The sequence below is a fragment of the Stenotrophomonas maltophilia genome, assembly GCF_900186865.1.
GTDB classification, from domain to species: domain Bacteria; phylum Pseudomonadota; class Gammaproteobacteria; order Xanthomonadales; family Xanthomonadaceae; genus Stenotrophomonas; species Stenotrophomonas maltophilia.
Genome location: NZ_LT906480.1, coordinates 2,099,011 through 2,116,529, shown reverse-complemented (window position 1 = coordinate 2,116,529; position 17,519 = coordinate 2,099,011). Strand labels below are relative to the sequence as shown.

Genomic DNA, 17,519 nt, shown 5'->3' with positions numbered 1-17,519 from the left:
CCTGTGAGACACGGACACTAGATAATGGCGGCGCATCACCTTGGCAAGTCATTGGACCTCCCTCGCCCGCGTGCTAGCGTTGCGCGGCTGCTGATACCCCCTTACCCATGCTCAGACATCTTTCGATCAAGGATTTCGCCGTCGTCCGCGCCACCGAACTGGAGTTCGGGCCAGGCATGACCGTGGTTTCAGGCGAGACCGGCGCCGGCAAGTCGCTGATGGTCGACGCGCTGGGCTTCCTGTCCGGCCTGCGCGCCGACAGCGGCGTGGTCCGCCACGGCGCCGCGCGCGCCGAGCTTTCGGCCGAGTTTGCGCTGGAGCAGCTGCAGGCTGCACGCCAGTGGCTGGCCGACAACGAGCTGGACGACGAGGAGCAGTGCCAGCTGCGCCGGGTCATCCGCGCCGATGGCGGTTCGCGGGCCTGGATCAACGGCCGCCCGGTGACCCTGGCGCAACTGGGCGACCTGGCCTCGCTGCTGGTGGAGATCCACGGACAGCACGAACAGCAGGCCCTGCTGACGCGCCCGTCGCAGCTGGCCCTGCTCGACGCCTATGCGCGCAACGAGAACGAACGCCGCCAGGTGCGACGCGCCGCCGCGGCCTGGCAGGCATTGGTCGATGAATCGCTGGCGCTGTCGCAACAGGGCGACGTCAGTGACCGGATCGGCTTCCTGGAGCACCAGCTGCGCGAGCTGGACCGTGAAGACCTGGAGCCGGAGTCGATTGCCGCACTCGGCGCCAGCCACCGCCGCCAGGCCCATGCCAGCGCCCTGCTGAGCGCCTGCCAGGCCGCCAGCAACCAGCTCAACGGCGACGACGGCAGCTCCGCGCTGGACCTGCTGCAGCAGGTGCGCCATGAGCTGTCGCGCCTGATCGAGCACGACCCGCGCCTGGGCGAGGTGGATGGCCTGATCGAGAACGCTTCGATCCAGCTGCACGAAGCCCTGTCGCTGCTGGATCGGGTGCATGACGACCTCGACGCCGACCCGGAACAGTTCGAGGAGAACGAGCGCCGCCTCGGCCGTCTGCACGACCTGGCCCGCAAGCACCGCGTGCCGATGGACGAGCTGGGTGCACAGCGCGAGCGCATGCACGCCGAAGTGGAACAGCTGCGCGGCGCCGACGAACGCCTGCAGCGCCTGGCCGGCGAGATCGAGAAGGCCGCCGCCGCCTGGCGCGCACAGGCCGAAGTGCTGACCGCCAGCCGTCGCAGCGCTGCTGCCGAACTGTCGGCCACCACCACCGGCATCATCGCCGAGCTGGGCATGGGCGGCGGCCAGTTCCTGATCGAGCTGGAACCGCAGGACGCCGGCAAGCCCGACCCGCAGGGTGCCGAGCGCGTGGAATTCCTGGTCGCAGCCAATGCCGGCCAGCCGCCGCGCGCCCTGCGCAAGGTGGCCTCCGGCGGCGAACTGTCACGCATCTCGCTGGCCATCGAAGTGGCCGCGCTGGACCTGGATGCCGTACCGACCATGGTGTTCGACGAAGTCGACTCCGGCATCGGCGGCGCGGTAGCCGACATCGTCGGCCAGAAGCTGCGCGCGCTCGGCGAGAAGCGCCAGGTGCTGTGCGTGACCCACCTGCCGCAGGTTGCCTCCAAGGGCCATGCCCATTACCGGGTCAGCAAGGCCCCGGTGGAAGGCATGACCCAGAGCGCCGTGGAAAAGCTGGACAGCAAGGCGCGCGAGGAAGAGCTGGCGCGCATGCTCGGCGGCGTGGAAGTGAGCAAGGAAGCGCGCGCCGCCGCGCGCAAGCTGCTGCAGGTGTAACGCCGCCCGAGCCGGGCATAGGCCCGGCTTCCGCACGGTAGTGCCGGCCGCTGGCCGGCAACCGATGCGAGGGGTCGAAGATCGTGAGGTTGCCGGCCAGCGGCCGGCACTACCCCCGTGGCTGCGTCAGGTCGACGTTCTCCACCAGGAAATCAAGAAACGCGCGCACCCGCAGCGGCAGGTAGCCGCCCTGCCCCAGGAACACCGCGTGCACCTCTTCCAGGTCACCGGGGTTGGCCTCTTCCAGCACCGGCAGCAGGCGCCCGGCGGCAATATCCTGCTGCACCTGGAATGCTGCCAGCCGCGCCATGCCCAACCCACCCAGCACCAGCTGGCGCAGCGCATCGCCGTTGCTGGCGCGGGCGTTGCCACTGGGCAGCAGCATGCGTTCGCGCCCGTCCTGCAGCAGCGGCCAGCCCTGCATCGCGCGCGCATGGCCGATATCCAGCCGGTTGTGCGACTGCAGCTCCTCGGCAGTGCGTGGCAGCCCGTGCCGCTGCGCGTAGGCCGGTGCAGCCACGATCATCATCCGCGTCGCGCCCAGCCGCCGCGCCACCAGGCTCGAGCTCTTCAGCGGACCGGCCCGCACCGCCACGTCGGTGCGCTGCTCCAGCAGGTCGATCACCTCGTCGTTGAGGGTCAGGTCCACGCCTACCTGCGGATTGCGCTGCAGGAACGCCGGCAGCAACGGCAACAGGAAATGCTGGCCGAACGGCACGTTGGAATTGACCCGCAGGCGTCCACGCGGCTCGGCGTGAGCACTGGCACAGCGCTCGGCCTCGTCCAGGTCGGCCAGCACGCGCAGGCCGCGCTCGTAGAACGCGCAGCCCTCGGGAGTCAGCTGCAGCTGGCGGGTGGAACGCTGCAGCAGGCGCGTCCCCAGCCGTTGTTCCAGCCTCGCCACCAGCTTGCTGACCGCCGACGGGGTCATCTCCAACGTTCGGGCGGCTGCGGAAAAGCCCCCGGTCTCGATCACCCGCACGAACACTTCCAGTTCGCCGGATCGGTTGATGTCGGAGCGCGCCATGGCAATGAATCCAGTTCACAGATGATTGTCCATGCGCAGTCTAGTTCACAGATGAGTACGGAATCACCATGGCCTTCCCTCCACCCGGGATTGCCCAATGAATCGTTTCAGCCAGCTCGTCACAACCGCATTGATCGGCCTGTCCAGTGCCGCCAGCGCCGCCCCTGCGCCGCACTGGGTCGCCAGCTGGCAGGCCAGCCCGCAACCGGTCTGGGGCCCGGAATTCCTGTTTCCGACCCTGGTCCCAGCCGCACTGCAGGACCAGACCTTCCGCCAGACGGCACGTATCAGCCTGGGCGGGTCTCGGCTGCGGGTGCGGCTGAGCAATGCCTACGGCACTCAACCACTGCGGATCGGGGCGGCGAGCGTGGCCGCCCGGGCGGGGGACACCCCGCAGCCGCTCAGTTTCGAAGGCCAGCCCGGAGTGCTGATCGGCCCCGGGCAGGAACGGCTGAGCGATCCGCTGCCACTGGCCACGGCTGACCGGCAGGCGCTGCAGGTCAGCGTCTTCGTGCCGGGACCGATGCCGGTACAGACGTTCCATTGGGAGGGCAGGCAGACCAGTTGGATTGCGCCTGGCGACCAGAGCCAGGCCCAGACACTGAGCGGGGCCAGCAGCACCACGGCCCGCCTGTTCCTGGCCGGCATCGAGGTCGAGGCGCCGACCAGCGCACGCAGCGTGGTGGTGATCGGCGATTCGATCACCGACGGCGCCACCGCCAGCCTCGACCAGGACCAGCGCTGGACCGACCATCTGGCCGCGCGTTTGGCACCGCGGGGCATCGCCGTGGTCAATGCCGGCATCTCCGGTGGCCGCCTCTTGCACGACGGCATGGGGGAATCCGCGCTCGCCCGCTTCCAACGCGATGCACTGGATCAGCCTGGCGTGTCCAGCGTGATCGTGCTGGTTGGCATCAATGACATCAGCTGGCCCGGCACCGCCTTCGCGCGCAAGCAGGCGCGGCCCACGCTTGCCGAGCTGCAGGCGGGCTACCGCGCCCTGGCCGAACAGGCCCATCGGCGGGGTCTACGCATCCTCGGCGCCACCCTGATGCCGTTCGCCGGCGCCCTGCCCGGCACGCCGCTGGACGACTACCACCACCCGGACAAGGACGCCCTGCGCAGCCAGCTCAATGCCTGGCTGCGCACCGACGGGCCGTTCGACGCGGTGATCGACCTGGACGCGGCCCTGCGCGATCCGGCCGATCCGTCACGGATGGCCGCCGCCTACGATTCCGGCGACCACCTGCATCCGGGTGATGCGGGGAACCGGGCGATGGCCGAGGCGGTGGATCTGGACGTGCTGCTTGGAGGTCAGGGGTCGGCCGGGGTCGGATCCCTTTGCGCCAGCAAAGGGCTCTGACCCCAGCACGCGACCCGGCAACGAAAAACCCCGGGCAGGCCCGGGGTTTCGTCGCATCTGGCTGGCTGGATCGGCTTACTTGCGCTTCTTGCGCACGTACAGCACCAGCGAGTGCTCTTCCAGTTCGTAGCCGTGGTCGGCTGCGATCTTGCGCTGCAGCTCCTCGATCTCATGGCTCTCGAACTCGATGATCTTGCCGCTGTCCACGTCGACCATGTGGTCGTGGTGGCCGCCACGGTCAAGCTCGTAGACCGCCTGGCCGCCCTCGAAATTGTGCTTGAGCACAAGGCCGGCGGCCTCGAACTGGGTCAGCACCCTGTACACCGTCGCCAGGCCGATCTCGTCGCCATGCTCCAGCAGCTGGCGGTAGATGTCTTCGGCGGTCATGTGGTGCTGGGCATTGCGCTGCTCGAGCAGCGCCAGGATCCGCATCCGCGGATGGGTCACCTTCAGGCCGACTTTACGCAGGTCGTGGGTTTCCATAGGTCTCCGTTCATTGGCGATTTAGCGCCAGCTGCCTCGGATTGGGTCGCGGTGGCACGCCGGGAGTGTATCATCGGTTTGATTTCCCCAACCGCCAGTCCCGATGCGCAATCTCCTGTTGGTCGCCGCCGTCGCCCTGTCCACCACCGGGTGCGGCATCATCTACAAGCAACCCATCTATCAGGGCAACCTGATCCGGGAAGATGCCGTGGCCAAGCTGCAGGTCGGGCAGAGCAAGCAGCAGGTCACCGCGCTGCTGGGCACCCCGTCCATTCCCGATCCGTTCCACGCCCAGCGCTGGGACTACACCTCCAGCCAGCGGGTGAACCGCCTGGGACGTACTGAAGTGAAGAACTTCGTGGTGTTCTTCGAGAATGACACCGTGACCCGTTGGGAAGGCGATTACTTCCCGGGTAACGACAAGGCCCTGGCCCAGCAGACCGTGCGCCAGTTCGGCCGCAACCTGCCGAAGGACAAGAAGAAGAAGGGCCGCTGAGGCCCCCTGCCCGTCCCCACGGACGGGTTGCGGGCATCAACCGCCGAGCGCGCGTCGCCGGCGGTTGTCCTTGGGGTCGGCCAGCAACGGGCGTAGCAGCTCAATGCGGTCACCCTCCAGCAACACCTGCTGCGGGCGCGCCAGTACGCCATGCACGGCCACGGCCGGGCATCGGTCACTGCCTTCCAGCGCGGCGGCGGCAATGGCATCGGCCACGGTCGCGCCCTCGTCCAGCTGCAGCCGGCGCGACAGCACCTGCTGCGGCCAGGCCAGCACCACCTCGACCTCGATCATCGCTCAGGCCTCGTCGGCGACGCGGACGAAATCATTGACCATCCGATCGGCCAGACCCTGGAAGCCGATCGCCAGGGCCGGCCCCAGCAGGCGCGAGCTGGGCTCGAATTCCAGGGTCAGGGTGACCTTGCAGGCGTCCTCGGCCAGCGCATGGAATTCCCAGCGGCCGTGCAACTGCTTGAACGGGCCATCGCGCAGCTGCATGTCGATGCTGTGCGGGCGCTGCAGGGTGTTTTCGGTCTGGAACCAGGTGCTGAACGAACCCAGGCCCAGGTCCAGGCGCGCCACCAGCCGGTCCTCGCCCTGCTCCAGGATCTGGGCAGCCGAGCACCAGCGGAAGCGGCGCGGATAGGCCTGGACATCGTTGACCAGGTCGAACATGCGCGCGGACGAATGTTCGACCAGGGCGCTGCGGCGGATAGTAGGCATGAATACAGGACGTTTCGGCAATCGACCGGGCGGGCCCGAATCGGAGACAATACGGAAATGAGCAAGAACAGCGGCAAGGATAAAGCAAAGAGCGCGACGGCCAACAAGACCATCGCGTTGAACAAGCGTGCCCGCCACGAGTACCACATCGAAGAACGCTTCGAGGCCGGCCTGGCACTGCAGGGCTGGGAGGTGAAGTCGATCCGCGCTGGCCGCGGCAACATCATCGATGCCTACGCCTACGTGAAGCACGGCGAGATCTTCCTGATCGGCGCCCAGATCACCCCGTTGATCCAGGCCTCCACCCACGTGGTGGCCAACGACCGGCGCGAGCGCAAGCTGCTGCTGCACCGGAGCGAGATCGACAAGCTGGTCGGCAAGGTCGAGCGCGATGGCTACACCATCGTGCCCACCGCGATGTACTGGAGCAAGAACAAGATCAAGCTCGAAGTCGCGCTGGCCAAGGGCAAGCAGACCCACGACAAGCGCGATGCCGCCAAGGACCGCGACTGGGCGATCGAGAAGCAGCGCGTGATGCGTCGCGGCAACCGCGACGCGTAAGGCCGCTGCGCATCACCCTGTAAAGCCGAGCCATGCTCGGCTGTCTTGGTCTTCTGTAGAGCCGAGCCATGCTCGGCTTCGGTAAGAAAAGCAGTCGAGCATGGCTCGACGCTACAAAAGGCGGGTCACCCCGCCAGCATGCCCTGCCCGCGCATGCGCGGCGCCAGCGCCGCGTGCATCACCGCCAGGTGCATCACCACCGCCAGTTCCGGCGCGTAGCGGTCATCGCCTTCCCGCCACTGCTGGGCCAGCTGCGCGGCATCATCGGGCAGCAACGACAGCAACTGGGCATCATCCAGCGCATCGGCGGCGCCCTGCAGCTGGCGCGCCAACTGCCGCGACTGCCACACGTGCACGCCAATACTGAGACTGGCCAGCGACATCAGGACCACGGCCAGCCCGTGCTCGAACCACTGCGACAGCACTTCCGGCCCCCACAGCAGGGCCGCCAGTACGGCCAGGCCCGGTAGGCGCCAGCCGAGCCAATGGATGCGACCGCGCTGCGACCAGTGCACCACCACCGCGCTGGCGACCAGTGCCGCCGCGGCCGTGGCCGGCAACTCCGTCACCCAGGTGGCCGCCAGCAGCACCGCCAGCACGGCCCAGACCCAGCCGGGCGGCAACGCGCGCCGCTGATAGTCGGCACCGACCGGCCCGATCAGCTGTCGCAGGCTGCGTTGTTGGCTTGCATCGGTCACCCACAGTCTCCGTGTCTGTCCTGGCTCGGATGGTCGTCGCCAGTGTGTCGCAAATTCGTGCCAATGACGTTACCAATCCGCTATGACGGCGGCTCTACAACGTGTTGTGGATTGCAAAGGTGACTGTTCAGCTGTTTTGCCGTAGCATTGCAACCGTTGGGCAGGCCCTGACCGTGGCAACGCGGGATAGGCCCTGTACCTTGCAGCACTGTAGAAGCCGGGGGTGCATTGGTTTCGACGGGGGTTGTGAAGTCGCCTGGCGCATGCCGAGGGGGTAGCTTTCCTCGTAAATCCAGCTGCAAAACTCTAGTTGCCAACGACGACAACTACGCTCTGGCCGCTTAAGGCCTAAGCCTCGAAACCGCTTGTGTCCATGCTCGCGGTGTAGAGTCACTATCATGGAATCGCGCTGGGTGGCTGCCTGTCAGTCCGGCACTAGAACACAACAGGCTGGTTCCCGGATGCGCTTTGCACGCCGTGCTGTTCGGGGACGAGATCCAACGGTGAGCTAAGCATGTAGTGCTGGGGATGGAGTGCCTTCGGACGGCGGTTCAATTCCGCCCACCTCCACCAACTGCTTGCAAAATCTATCACTAAGTGGCTGATTTTGCAAGGGTTTTGGCATCGGAGTGATACACGAACTGAGCCTGTCTGCAGGTATCAAAGTAGGTATCACTCCGTGCCAAAGCCATTTTTCCTGCGCCGACCGAGCGGGCTATACGTCCGTTTTTTTGTGCCTACGGATCTACAGCCTCTTATTGGCTCCCGCTACCTGGTGCGACGCCTGCCCCCTGCTTCAATCGATCTGATGCGGCTTACAGCGGCAAGCGCCGCTGTGGCACTCTCTCAAGCATTCGACCGCATGAGACGCAGCCCAATGACCGAGAAGGATCGGGACGCCCTGCTGAGAGCGTTGGCCGGAACCATTGACCGCTGGACCGGGAACATTGAGCTGCCTAACGGCGCGAGATTGACCGACCTACAGGTGAATGGACGCGAGGACGCCAAAGCTCTGCTGGACACCATCAAGGGACTCGCGAGCTCAGGCTTTGCCCAAAGTTCACCGCTGCCCGGAGCCGGGGACACCCTGACAAAGCGTGTTGGTCTCTACCTGGAAGACCTTAGGAACGCTAAGACATCGCCAGGCAATCTGCTCGACAGTGAAAACACGCTCACCATCTTCCGCGAAATAGCAGGGCTCGACCTGCTCATGTCGCAAGTGGGGGAGACCCAAGTGCGCGCCTTCCTAAATGGGCTTCATGACTGGCCGAGCAATGCGCGCAAGAAGGCAGAATACAAAGAACTGAGCGCCGCGCAAATCATCGCCAAGGTCAAGCAACAACGCGCCAAAGGGCTCGTTATCGCGGGCCTGTCTGATCGGACTCTAGGCAAACATCGTGACCGACTGGCCAGCTTCCTCAATGCACAAGTAGCCGGTGGGCTGCTCACACGTTCGCCGCTCGATGGAATCAAGCGCCAGAGCTCGGCCACCGCAATCGCCACGCTCCCCCGTCGCCCCTTCAGCATTGAGGAAATCAACCAACTCTTCGATATGGAGAAGTTCCTTCCCTGGTCAGAGGAGCGGCCTGATCGATACTGGGGAGTCCTGCTAGCAGCGGGCACTGGGGCGCGGGTCAACGAGCTTGGGCAACTCTATGCCGACGATGTGGCCGAGGTGAATGGCATTTGGGGAATCCACATTCGTGCGGGGCGGCGGGATCAAAAGCTGAAAAACGCAAACTCCTTGCGCTTCATCCCACTCCACCCACGCTTGTTGGAGGCGGGCTTCTTAACTTACGTCGAAGATGTAGCGCAGTCGGGCCATGAGCGCCTGTTTCCCCACCTGCCTTGGCATAAGAAGGCAGGCTACGGGGACGCCCTCGGAGATCAGTTCCGCGCCTATCTTGTTGGCTTGGGCATGATGCAGCCCGGCATGGGCTTCCACTCGTTCCGACATACTGCGAGCACCCGGCTTCTCTATGCGGGGGTGCTTAGCTCTATTGCCGCTGCCATTACGGGGCACAAGGCGCATATGCCCGGCGAGCTCGGAACCTATGTAGATGTGCCCACGCTCCAATCGCGCGCAGACGCGGTAGCGCTTCTCCCCGTTCCCGAAGGTCTGCCGGCCTATCAGCCTGGAGAGGCAGCGCAGTCTCTCAAGCAAGCGCAACTCAGAGCGAAGCGGAGGGTGGTGAATGCAGCTGCACGTGAACGAAAAGCGGTCGCTCTTGCCAAAAGCGCGCACTCCACGACGCCAGCAAGTCGGATGAGGAAGCCATCGAAGGCGTCGTAGCGCCCGGGGGATCGCGGCGACAATGATTAGGCAACGCCATCAACCACTCCAGGTGCCCAAGATTCGGGGCTGGACTCTTGCTATCGCCTCGCTGTCAGCTTTGCCACCCGTCCCGGCGCGTCTTGCCAAGTCTGGCCCTGCCGAAAGGCACGCGGCGCCCCGCCAAAAATGTGACAGACATCAAACTATTGAATAGATGGGTTGCCTGAGGCAGGATCTCATGACTGAAGGGCGCATCAGCCAGGGAATTTCAGGGGGAAAGTAAAAGCTCGCAGTAGGCGTCAAGAAGCCCGGCAGATGTATCTGTCGGGATGATAATTGTGGCACGGGATGAAAACGACCAATAAATATGCCGACATCTACGCCCGCGCGAGCAATGAACATCTCACGTCAGCCGCTGCTGACCAATACGGCGCACAGATAATGCGCCGCCCAACTTCGCATGAGCAGAATACGTATCCAGGAGAACAAGCGTGTCTAGCCCGTTCCAAGATGTCGCACCCCGCATTACTGGAAATCCGAAGGTCAGAGAACCGCAACAAGGAGCCTATGAGGCGCTAGCACAGCATGTAGCTGACGGTGCGGACATAAGAGAAGTTAGCGTAGTACTGCCCGTGGGATGCGGAAAGTCAGGAACTATAACGCTCACTCCATTTGCGTATAAATCGAAACGAGCATTGATCATCGCTCCCGGCGTTGCGATTGCAACGCAGCTGGCAGCTGATTTCGACTTTAGTAGCGAGAAGCTATTCTATGCACGCTGCGATGTGATGGACGGCCCCAATTATCCAGAGCCAGTGGAAATAAGAGGCACCGATGCAAATCGAAGTGACCTTGACGCCGCACACGTTGCCATTACAAACATCCAGCAGATTTCCGGCGATGGCAACAAGTGGTTGCGAACGCTTCCTGCCGACTTCTTTGACCTGATCATTTTCGACGAGGGCCATCATAGCGTTGCAGCAACCTATGAGGCCCTGAAAGCAAAATTCCCTGCAGCCTCGGTCGTGAACTTCAGCGCCACGCCGCTTAGAGCTGATGGCCAGATGATGAGCGGTCCCGTCGTTTACTCATACCCAATCTTCAAGGCGATCAGAGCGGGCTATGTTAAACAGCTCAAAGCAATCCAACTCAATCCGAAGACCTTACGCTATGTCAGGCGACCAGGCGATTCGGAGGTTGAAGTCTCCCTAGATGAGGTCCGACGCCTAGGTGAGGAGGACGCGGATTTCCGCAGAAGCATCGTAACGTCCGAAGAAACACTGAATACCATTGTTGATGCGTCCCTCCGGGAGCTCGACCGGCTCCGTAACTTGACAGGGGAGCCACGCCTAAAGGTAATCGCCTCGGCATTGAATTATGAGCATTGCATTCAGATTGTGGAGGCTTATCGCGCACGGGGAAGGAAGGCCGATTTTGTGCATTCCCGTGAGAGTAAAAAGAATGACCAAGTCATGCAAAGGCTGGCGAATCATCAACTGGACGTGATCGTACAGGTGAGAAAACTTGGCGAAGGTTTTGACCATCCGTTCCTGTCGGTAGCGGCGGTCCTTAGCGTGTTCTCCAACCTGTCTCCATTCGTCCAATTCGTTGGGCGAATCATGCGCGTAATCAAGCAAGATGCGCCGGGGGACGTTGTAAACCAGGGCAGTGTGATCTTTCATGCGGGCGGCAACATTGCCGCCAGGTGGGGAGACTTCCAGCAGTTCAGCGAAGATGACCAATCCTTCTTTGACCAGCTTCTTCCTCTTGAAGGCTTGGATCCAGCAGATCCCACGGAGTTCCGTGAGTATGCGCCTCGCGACACTACCAATGGGAAGCCCGAGGTCAAAGAGCAGTCCGAGGTGGAAATGCAGGAAATCCACCTCCTAAAGCAGGAAGAGGAAGACGCCATTCGCCTGTTGAAGCAGAGCGGAATTATCCCTGCAGACTTTGACCCTACTACCCAAGCCCTCAAGCCCATCGCTGTCCCTAAGGCAGCAAAACGACAGGCCGCCAGAGACGCTCTTAACGAGCTTATTCAACTCCACGCAGGACGAATTCTCAATGAGCGAGGAATTAAGCATGGCGGGCGAGAGTTGGATCACAGACGGCTTGGTCGCGACAACTACGTAGTGGTAGTCACCACTCTCAACGAGGCGGCGAACACCTTGGTCGGCCGGAAGCCAGGGGAACGAAGTGAGATGTCACAGGTGGAACTGGACACCATTCGGGGGCAGTTCGATGCCCTTACAGCAAGCGTTTGCAGGAAGCTGTTCGATGGCGACTAAGTCCTTGATCGTCTCGACAATGGTAGACAGGGCGAAGAAGGCCCACAACTGCCAAGCTAACAGTAAACATAGGATCGAACGCGGAGACATTCGACTAGGGGTGCGAAAAGACCGGGGCTGGGATCGATACTGTGTTGCTTGTGCGCAGAGCATGATCGAGCGCGGTTTATTGCGACTGGGAGAACTGAGCAAGTTGGAGCCTGAGGAAAGCGAAGACTAAGAGGCAACATAGGCCCATCATTCCGCGCATGGAGGATGGGCCACTCTGCTTTCCTGCCTAGCTGCATTCGCTGGAATGGGGCTGCTTAGATGGTGCGCGTTTCAGTAAGCCAAGCTTTCATCCTAGCGAACCATTCATCCCTCTCAGTCTCATTGACAGCTGTGCTCTTGAGCCAACGGTCGGAGTGGCGCACGAAAGGAACCAGCCAGAGCGGGTGAACAACGTCCCGCACCTGGACTTCCAGACGATGGGTGATGACTCCTTTGTAGCTGTATTCCCCAGTGCGGATGGCGAGCACTTCAGCCCGCCGCAGGTAGCGCTCGCCCTTCACGGGCTCCCGGATCCAGATAGTGTCCCTGCCCAGGTCCAAGGCGATATGGTCATGGCAAACAGTGGGCTCAAACTCTTCAGGCCTATGCTTCTTCAGTTTGGGCGCGCGGCGACGGAACAGCCACGGCAAGCCCCACAGCAGCGCAAGGGGCCAGAAGACCAGCTGCCCGAACAGCATCAACCCGAACACGGCACCCTCAGCCGTCGTGCCCTTTTCGAACACCACACCGCACAGCCACCAAAGTGCAAGACCGGTGATGATCCAGCGGACTACCTTGAACAAGGTCCACATACGAGCTTCCTAGCGATGGTTGGGAAGGACCTGGGTCAGCGACGGTCTACGACAGTCCAAGTGCCATCGACCTTATCGATGACGAAAGTGCCGACAAGCTGCTGTTGCTCAGTGCGAGTGCCCAGCTGATACCGCGCAGTTCCGGTGACACTGCACGCATAGCCGGGGCTGTCCCCACGCACGCACTCTCCTACCTTCAAGTGCTCAAACGTCATCGTCGTTCCCGTCGCCTCCTTGAAATACACGGCCAAGGCTTTCTCAACATCGCCGCTCCCAGGACCACCCGAGCAAGCAACCAGCAGCGCAGTAGCGGAAAGCGTCCAAAGCTTCTTCATGTGTGTTCCTTCAGTCGATGAGTAGGCAGTGATTGCCCGGATTCGTTGCAGTGCCAGGTAGGACTTCGCTATCAATCAGTGACCCGGCCTTGTTGATGACGATCACGATCTGACTAGGCCGCGCAGAGGAGTCCTCCTCACGCTCCCCTAGATAGACCAGAGCGACGGCATCCTTGAAGTCATAGACCTTGCCGAAGCCAATGACGCTATGCGCTTCGGGAGGCAGCAGAACCGGCTTTCCATCGAGCTTGATAGCGCGTTTGTAGTCCCGGCCTTCGACGGAGTCGATGCGGCCGATGCTGGTTCGGATGGGGCCGGTGGGGATCGCGGAGCCATGACCCGTGGCCCAAATGAAAGCGGATACCTTCGGCCGCCATCCCCCATCCACCCTGAACTGGCCAGTCTGCAGTTGGCACGACAGGCTGGGCATAGCGTCAGCAGAAGCAGTGAACGCCAGAAGACCCACCAATGCCCAGCACCTCATATCCATAACCACCTCCTCGCCCAACGAATATTTGCGTTCAATGCAAATGACCGGCTAAGCTTAGGCGGGCACACTTCGGGTAGTCAATGCCCTTCTTGCTGCCCCGAATGCCCGCGCCGTTACCAACAACCACTGCTCTTGGCCAACGCCTCCGCGCCGCACGCGCAGCCAAGGGCTGGACTCAGGCCCAGCTAGGGGAACTATTGATGGGAGTGGATGACCCAAACACCACTGCGCCCCGCATCAGCAGGTATGAGAGGGGCCTTCATAAGCCTGATCTGGAGACCATTGAGAAGCTCGCGGAGCTTCTGGATCTCCCAGCCGCTTACTTCCTTGCTGCCTCTGACGTGGTTGCGGAGGCAATCTTGGTGCTGACACAGCTTGATGCCCGAAAACAGAAAGAAGCACTGGCGCTTCTAAAAAGCCTCGCCCCCGCTAGCAAGTGACGCGCACCGAACGGCCTAGCGACTTCCTACGCTATGCCTAGGTGCCAGCAAGGAAGACCCTAATGACAAGCCTCGCCTACGACCTCCTGATGGCATTGATTCCCGGCACGGCCGCTGGATACTACTCGGGCTTGCTGATGGCCAAGCTCTCAAAGTTCAATGCGCTGAAATACGAGGCACTTCGAGCTATTCGATCAATCAACTACATGGGCGATGCCAGTAACACACAGATCATCAGTTCAGATAAGAGTGAAGAACTTCACCTGATAGCATCCGAGCTCTTCCTTCTCAAGCACAAGGGCGCCGGAATTTCCTTGATGCAAGTTAGCAATGAGCTTCTAAATTCCATAGCAGCATGTAAGCACTCGGCGCATCCCGTCGATAGCTTCATAAAACAGATCAGTGACTGGCAAGCTCGAATTCGCGGCCTAAAGGTAGGACGACGCTTCTTCCTTCCTTGGGGTCAAATCTGATGTGCCTTTGACCGAACATTGAAACATTCGTCGGCGCCCGGAAATTTTCGGTCCGCTCCGTTTTTCTGCTGTAGAACTCCAAGTGCTCCTTTACGGACAAGGCCACCTCCGCCCCCGATTCAGGACACATCTTCCTGCTGACTCAGGACACTATGGGCCCGCTGTTTTGCCTCGGTCTTTGCTTCTAACCGCCGACCGACCGAGGCAAAGTCTCCCCCAACCCGCAATAAGCGAGCCTGGGGACCTTTGCCGGGCCGGCCTACTCTTGCCTAGGCAGAGGACCATCGTCGGCGCTGTGATCACTGTCAATACACAGCTGCGGCAGGTTCACGCCTGACATGGCGCCGGGGCTGGGGTCCTGCCACCAGCATTCACTGGCGTCTCTCCCATGGGCTTTGCCCCGTGATCAGGCTGTCGCCTGACGCTCTCCAATCTTGCCCTTCGCATACATGGCCGACCCGAGACGGGGCACACAATCCAAGGCCAGCTAGGGAACCCATGCCTTGGAACCTCCGCGACGCAGAAGCCATGCTGCCGGATGTGGACGTATTCCTCCACGGTTTAAGGCCGCTATCCGTAGGAGATGGATAGCCCCGGATTGTCACCGGGCGCGAACTAATCGGACCTCCGTGCGATAGCCATTGGTTCCAGCTGGGTTGCGAGGGGTTGCGCTCTTCCCGATGTCGGCTATGTTGTTGCTTGGGGCCGATGCCTGGGTGTGTAGAGCTGCTTTCTACCTACTCGCAGCCGTTGCTGTTATCAACGAGCTGCCGCTAAAAAACAGCATGAGGCCAACGCCAATTCTGTCAATGCCCCCCGAAGAATATTCGGGGGCATTGTTTTTCTAGCTTCAAACGCGAGGTCCGCGACATCTTCTTTGGTCCTTTTTCTCCAACTCGCTATCGTTCAGTTGTTCCGTAAGCGTGCGCGTTGGGGTAGTTCCAGAACACTGCGATTTGTGCGGCTGTGCTGTATCAGCAGTGATTGGATAGCGCTTCAGCATTGATGCTGCGAGCCTATCCAAAGCTTCTACACTCGTAGCTGCCTGCGCCGCATACTTCACCTGTGCTTCCGGGCCTGTAGCTAGACGCGCAGCATCGTGCCGCGTCCTGCGCCGCTCAATGCGCTCTTCGCCACTCCGACGCCGCTGCGCCCAATCGCGCCTGCTACCGCTCCAGAGCGACGGCTTGGGATTTTTCCTCTCCCATGTCACCAATTTCATTTGGGCTTCCGTGAGTGAAATGTTTGCCTTAACTTCGGCTTGTAGCCTGCGCTCCCATCGAGTGGCGTCACGAGCCACCTGCTTCAATGAACTGTGAAGCTCGCGCATATCGTTTCGATATGACGCCCTGTGGGGGTAGGCGCCCGCCCTGCTCGACATGTCAAAGAGCTTGGCGACCGTCGAAAGACTTTGCCGAACGGCAGCATCTATATCCTCCAGCCAAACCCGTCTCGCTTCCATCTCCAGCTGCTCTATTTCAGCGTCGTAACGAGCCATGGCCTCGTCTGCTTGCTTGTTCGCAATCTTGCTACGAAGACGCCTAGCCGCCTTCATCAATACTGGCTTGAGACTTGGCGGAAAGCGCGATGCGGCAGACCCCACTCGTGCAGCTCGCTGCTCTACTGATGCTGGCCTTTTTCGTGCTCGTGGCGGCGCCAGCGCGACCTGCCCGAGGTGCGGTTGCCGCTCTTCTTTGCCAACAGCTGCAAGCCGCTCACGTTGAGCTGCTTCTTGCGTATGGGAGCGTGGCGTCGCCATCACCCTTCCCTCTTGCTCCAAGCGTTCCAGGTAGTCACGCAGTTCAATGCGATTGGCGTTTTGGATCTGGTTATTTACCGTGGCCCGCTCGCTATCTTCACCCCTCCTACGCATCGCGGTTGCTGCCTTACCCTCGTGCTGGGTGGCTTCGCGAGCCAGCATGGCTGCGAACCCGATATAGCCATCAGCTTCGGCGGCATGTGCTTGCTTAGCTAGGCTGCGATGATCAACACGTTCAGCGACCTGTGCTCGTTCCAGATGCGAATTGATACGGTCAGCCACCGCCTCACGAAGAATGCGGATAGCCTCCGGTCCTGCGCCACCACGCGCATCAAATTCAGCACATGCACGTTCACCCAGGCCATCAGGACCGATCTGACGAGGCGTCATAAGGAGATGCACATGGTGATTGCGCTCATCCCCTTTCTTATCGGGCTCATGGACTGCAACAAGCACCGCAACCTGATAGCGGTCAACCAACATCTGACCCAAGTCGCACGCGAGCGCACGACGCTGCGCTTCGTTCAGTTCTGCAGGCAGAGCAACTTCAAGCTCTCGCGCCGTCCTGGCGTTTAGCCGGGTCTCGGCCATTTCCGAGCGATTGAAACAGGCGACCGGATCTCGCGCCCATTCGGGGGCATTTTGCGGGGCCAACATATCAACCGAGGCAACGCCACTGCGCCTTGTGTAGTCGTGTTTGATACCGGTCAATTCGTCATTAATCACAATGCCCGCACGATACGCCGCAGCGGCAGTAGAGGAATGACCCTTGCCGCGCGAAAAGGCTTTGACGGTGGCGTGATAAATGGCCATTTCGATTTTTGTCCTTGCTCCTGCTCTTGTTTTTGGCGACGCCCCCGAGGGGGCTAGCATCGGGGGCGGCCTGCGAAGCGGGCCGGGGTCTGGGGCGGAGCCCCGGCGCACGGTTTCCCGCAGGGAAACCATAAGTGCGCTCTTGCTTTGATCCTTGCCGCCACTATTCGTGACGGCTTCGGGCAAGAGACCGGGGCTCGCTTCGCTCGCGTTTCCCGCTGGGGCTGGCTCGCTCTCGCTCGCCCGTGCCCCTCTATTTCAGGATGGCAGGTAATTGCAATATGACAAGTCGATGACTTGCCAATAGCCGATTTTCTGTTTGCATGAGGTGCAGGACATCAGGAGAGCTCAACAATGGCAACACGCTCTATACAAGAACAAATAACCGCCGCCACTGAGCGTCTCGCAAAATTGAAAGCACGGGAGATGCTGGCCGAGCAAAGATCAAAAGCAAAGACAAGAGCGAGCGAACGCAAAGCAGACGCGCACCGCAAGATTCTCCTGGGCGGCGCGGTCATCGCTGCGGGGGCTGATGCATTGGATGAGGCCGAGCTTGTTGGCCTACTACTTGCGTATCGAGATCGCATTGAAAAACCGGAAAACGCTCAACAAAGAGATGGAATGCGCACACGCGGGCGCATTTATCTAGCGGAGCGAGAAGCGTCCCGTGCAAGGAAGCGCTGA

At 61.6% G+C, this 17,519-nt stretch carries 18 protein-coding genes and 1 other RNA gene; 10 read left to right on the top strand and 9 right to left on the bottom strand.

The window, feature by feature from the left end; translation table 11 throughout:
• The first annotated feature begins 107 nt into the window (after positions 1 to 107).
• Complete coding sequence (recN, locus tag CKW06_RS10330; RefSeq protein ID WP_024958280.1) at positions 108 to 1,769, top strand: DNA repair protein RecN; 1,662 nt, start codon at positions 108 to 110, stop codon at positions 1,767 to 1,769.
• A 109-nt stretch (positions 1,770 to 1,878) separates the two neighbouring features.
• Here recN and CKW06_RS10325 read toward each other — a convergent pair whose 3' ends face one another.
• Positions 1,879 to 2,796: a LysR family transcriptional regulator gene (locus tag CKW06_RS10325; protein WP_005409237.1), complete on the bottom strand. Its 918-nt coding sequence runs from the start codon at positions 2,794 to 2,796 to the stop codon at positions 1,879 to 1,881.
• Positions 2,797 to 2,893: 97 nt separating this feature from the next.
• On the opposite strand from CKW06_RS10325, the gene CKW06_RS10320 reads away from it, so the two are divergent.
• Positions 2,894 to 4,159, top strand: coding sequence for an SGNH/GDSL hydrolase family protein (locus CKW06_RS10320; protein WP_024958279.1), 1,266 nt, complete (start codon positions 2,894 to 2,896; stop codon positions 4,157 to 4,159).
• A gap of 75 nt (positions 4,160 to 4,234) precedes the next feature.
• Here CKW06_RS10320 and fur read toward each other — a convergent pair whose 3' ends face one another.
• Entirely contained in the window at positions 4,235 to 4,642 is a 408-nt protein-coding gene (fur, locus tag CKW06_RS10315) for a ferric iron uptake transcriptional regulator (protein ID WP_005409235.1), read from the bottom strand.
• 103 nt (positions 4,643 to 4,745) lie between these two features.
• Here fur and CKW06_RS10310 point away from each other — a divergent pair, with 103 nt between their 5' ends.
• On the top strand, positions 4,746 to 5,138 hold the full coding sequence (locus tag CKW06_RS10310) for an outer membrane protein assembly factor BamE (RefSeq protein WP_005409234.1): 393 nt from the start codon (positions 4,746 to 4,748) through the stop codon (positions 5,136 to 5,138).
• A gap of 36 nt (positions 5,139 to 5,174) precedes the next feature.
• Here the strand turns inward: CKW06_RS10310 and CKW06_RS10305 are convergent, their stop codons facing one another.
• Positions 5,175 to 5,432 carry an RnfH family protein gene (locus tag CKW06_RS10305; RefSeq protein ID WP_005409233.1) on the bottom strand — a complete coding sequence of 86 codons (258 nt, stop codon included), beginning with the start codon at positions 5,430 to 5,432 and terminating at the stop codon, positions 5,175 to 5,177.
• Between the two features lie 3 nt (positions 5,433 to 5,435).
• A complete protein-coding gene (locus tag CKW06_RS10300) occupies positions 5,436 to 5,861 on the bottom strand; it encodes a type II toxin-antitoxin system RatA family toxin (RefSeq protein WP_005409232.1) in 426 nt (141 codons plus the stop codon).
• 57 nt (positions 5,862 to 5,918) lie between these two features.
• On the opposite strand from CKW06_RS10300, the gene smpB reads away from it, so the two are divergent.
• A complete protein-coding gene (gene smpB / locus CKW06_RS10295) occupies positions 5,919 to 6,422 on the top strand; it encodes an SsrA-binding protein SmpB (RefSeq protein ID WP_005409231.1) in 504 nt (167 codons plus the stop codon).
• 125 nt (positions 6,423 to 6,547) lie between these two features.
• Here smpB and CKW06_RS10290 read toward each other — a convergent pair whose 3' ends face one another.
• Positions 6,548 to 7,120 carry a hypothetical protein gene (locus tag CKW06_RS10290; RefSeq protein WP_005409230.1) on the bottom strand — a complete coding sequence of 191 codons (573 nt, stop codon included), beginning with the start codon at positions 7,118 to 7,120 and terminating at the stop codon, positions 6,548 to 6,550.
• A gap of 219 nt (positions 7,121 to 7,339) precedes the next feature.
• On the opposite strand from CKW06_RS10290, the gene ssrA reads away from it, so the two are divergent.
• The 3 genes from ssrA to CKW06_RS10275 all read left to right on the top strand — a co-directional run bounded on the left by ssrA (position 7,340) and on the right by CKW06_RS10275 (position 11,683).
• Positions 7,340 to 7,693: a transfer-messenger RNA gene (ssrA, locus tag CKW06_RS10285) on the top strand.
• Between the two features lie 304 nt (positions 7,694 to 7,997).
• Positions 7,998 to 9,413: a site-specific integrase gene (locus CKW06_RS10280; protein ID WP_024958278.1), complete on the top strand. Its 1,416-nt coding sequence runs from the start codon at positions 7,998 to 8,000 to the stop codon at positions 9,411 to 9,413.
• Positions 9,414 to 9,886: 473 nt separating this feature from the next.
• Positions 9,887 to 11,683: a DEAD/DEAH box helicase gene (locus CKW06_RS10275; protein ID WP_004153231.1), complete on the top strand. Its 1,797-nt coding sequence runs from the start codon at positions 9,887 to 9,889 to the stop codon at positions 11,681 to 11,683.
• Positions 11,684 to 11,988: 305 nt separating this feature from the next.
• On the opposite strand, the gene CKW06_RS10265 is transcribed toward CKW06_RS10275, so the two are convergent.
• Genes CKW06_RS10265 through CKW06_RS10255 form a run of 3 tightly spaced genes read right to left on the bottom strand, consistent with a single transcriptional unit; the run spans position 11,989 to position 13,290 of the window.
• On the bottom strand, positions 11,989 to 12,525 hold the full coding sequence (locus CKW06_RS10265) for a hypothetical protein (protein WP_004153229.1): 537 nt from the start codon (positions 12,523 to 12,525) through the stop codon (positions 11,989 to 11,991).
• 35 nt (positions 12,526 to 12,560) lie between these two features.
• Entirely contained in the window at positions 12,561 to 12,860 is a 300-nt protein-coding gene (locus CKW06_RS10260; RefSeq protein ID WP_024958276.1) for a hypothetical protein, read from the bottom strand.
• A gap of 10 nt (positions 12,861 to 12,870) precedes the next feature.
• Positions 12,871 to 13,290, bottom strand: coding sequence for a hypothetical protein (locus CKW06_RS10255; RefSeq protein WP_176573236.1), 420 nt, complete (start codon positions 13,288 to 13,290; stop codon positions 12,871 to 12,873).
• Positions 13,291 to 13,430: 140 nt separating this feature from the next.
• On the opposite strand from CKW06_RS10255, the gene CKW06_RS10250 reads away from it, so the two are divergent.
• Both CKW06_RS10250 and CKW06_RS10245 read left to right on the top strand, forming a co-directional pair.
• Entirely contained in the window at positions 13,431 to 13,790 is a 360-nt protein-coding gene (locus CKW06_RS10250) for a helix-turn-helix domain-containing protein (RefSeq protein ID WP_313770477.1), read from the top strand.
• Between the two features lie 62 nt (positions 13,791 to 13,852).
• Positions 13,853 to 14,263, top strand: coding sequence for a hypothetical protein (locus CKW06_RS10245; protein WP_024958273.1), 411 nt, complete (start codon positions 13,853 to 13,855; stop codon positions 14,261 to 14,263).
• A gap of 850 nt (positions 14,264 to 15,113) precedes the next feature.
• On the opposite strand, the gene CKW06_RS10240 is transcribed toward CKW06_RS10245, so the two are convergent.
• Positions 15,114 to 16,835 carry a MobA/MobL family protein gene (locus tag CKW06_RS10240; protein WP_004153227.1) on the bottom strand — a complete coding sequence of 574 codons (1,722 nt, stop codon included), beginning with the start codon at positions 16,833 to 16,835 and terminating at the stop codon, positions 15,114 to 15,116.
• Between the two features lie 354 nt (positions 16,836 to 17,189).
• Here CKW06_RS10240 and CKW06_RS10235 point away from each other — a divergent pair, with 354 nt between their 5' ends.
• A complete protein-coding gene (locus CKW06_RS10235) occupies positions 17,190 to 17,519 on the top strand; it encodes a conjugal transfer protein TraD (protein WP_076738497.1) in 330 nt (109 codons plus the stop codon).

Excerpts from the sequence above, each read along its gene's own strand:
- recN (WP_024958280.1), top strand. The coding sequence starts at position 108 with ATGCTCAGACATCTTTCGATCAAGGATTTCGCCGTCGTCCGCGCCACC.
- CKW06_RS10325 (WP_005409237.1), bottom strand. The coding sequence starts at position 2,796 with ATGGCGCGCTCCGACATCAACCGATCCGGCGAACTGGAAGTGTTCGTG.
- CKW06_RS10320 (WP_024958279.1), top strand. The coding sequence starts at position 2,894 with ATGAATCGTTTCAGCCAGCTCGTCACAACCGCATTGATCGGCCTGTCC.
- fur (WP_005409235.1), bottom strand. The coding sequence starts at position 4,642 with ATGGAAACCCACGACCTGCGTAAAGTCGGCCTGAAGGTGACCCATCCG.
- CKW06_RS10310 (WP_005409234.1), top strand. The coding sequence starts at position 4,746 with ATGCGCAATCTCCTGTTGGTCGCCGCCGTCGCCCTGTCCACCACCGGG.
- CKW06_RS10305 (WP_005409233.1), bottom strand. The coding sequence starts at position 5,432 with ATGATCGAGGTCGAGGTGGTGCTGGCCTGGCCGCAGCAGGTGCTGTCG.
- CKW06_RS10300 (WP_005409232.1), bottom strand. The coding sequence starts at position 5,861 with ATGCCTACTATCCGCCGCAGCGCCCTGGTCGAACATTCGTCCGCGCGC.
- smpB (WP_005409231.1), top strand. The coding sequence starts at position 5,919 with ATGAGCAAGAACAGCGGCAAGGATAAAGCAAAGAGCGCGACGGCCAAC.
- CKW06_RS10280 (WP_024958278.1), top strand. The coding sequence starts at position 7,998 with ATGACCGAGAAGGATCGGGACGCCCTGCTGAGAGCGTTGGCCGGAACC.
- CKW06_RS10265 (WP_004153229.1), bottom strand. The coding sequence starts at position 12,525 with ATGTGGACCTTGTTCAAGGTAGTCCGCTGGATCATCACCGGTCTTGCA.
- CKW06_RS10260 (WP_024958276.1), bottom strand. The coding sequence starts at position 12,860 with ATGAAGAAGCTTTGGACGCTTTCCGCTACTGCGCTGCTGGTTGCTTGC.
- CKW06_RS10255 (WP_176573236.1), bottom strand. The coding sequence starts at position 13,290 with ATGCCCAGCCTGTCGTGCCAACTGCAGACTGGCCAGTTCAGGGTGGAT.
- CKW06_RS10250 (WP_313770477.1), top strand. The coding sequence starts at position 13,431 with ATGCCCTTCTTGCTGCCCCGAATGCCCGCGCCGTTACCAACAACCACT.
- CKW06_RS10245 (WP_024958273.1), top strand. The coding sequence starts at position 13,853 with ATGACAAGCCTCGCCTACGACCTCCTGATGGCATTGATTCCCGGCACG.
- CKW06_RS10240 (WP_004153227.1), bottom strand. The coding sequence starts at position 16,835 with ATGGCCATTTATCACGCCACCGTCAAAGCCTTTTCGCGCGGCAAGGGT.
- CKW06_RS10235 (WP_076738497.1), top strand. The coding sequence starts at position 17,190 with ATGGCAACACGCTCTATACAAGAACAAATAACCGCCGCCACTGAGCGT.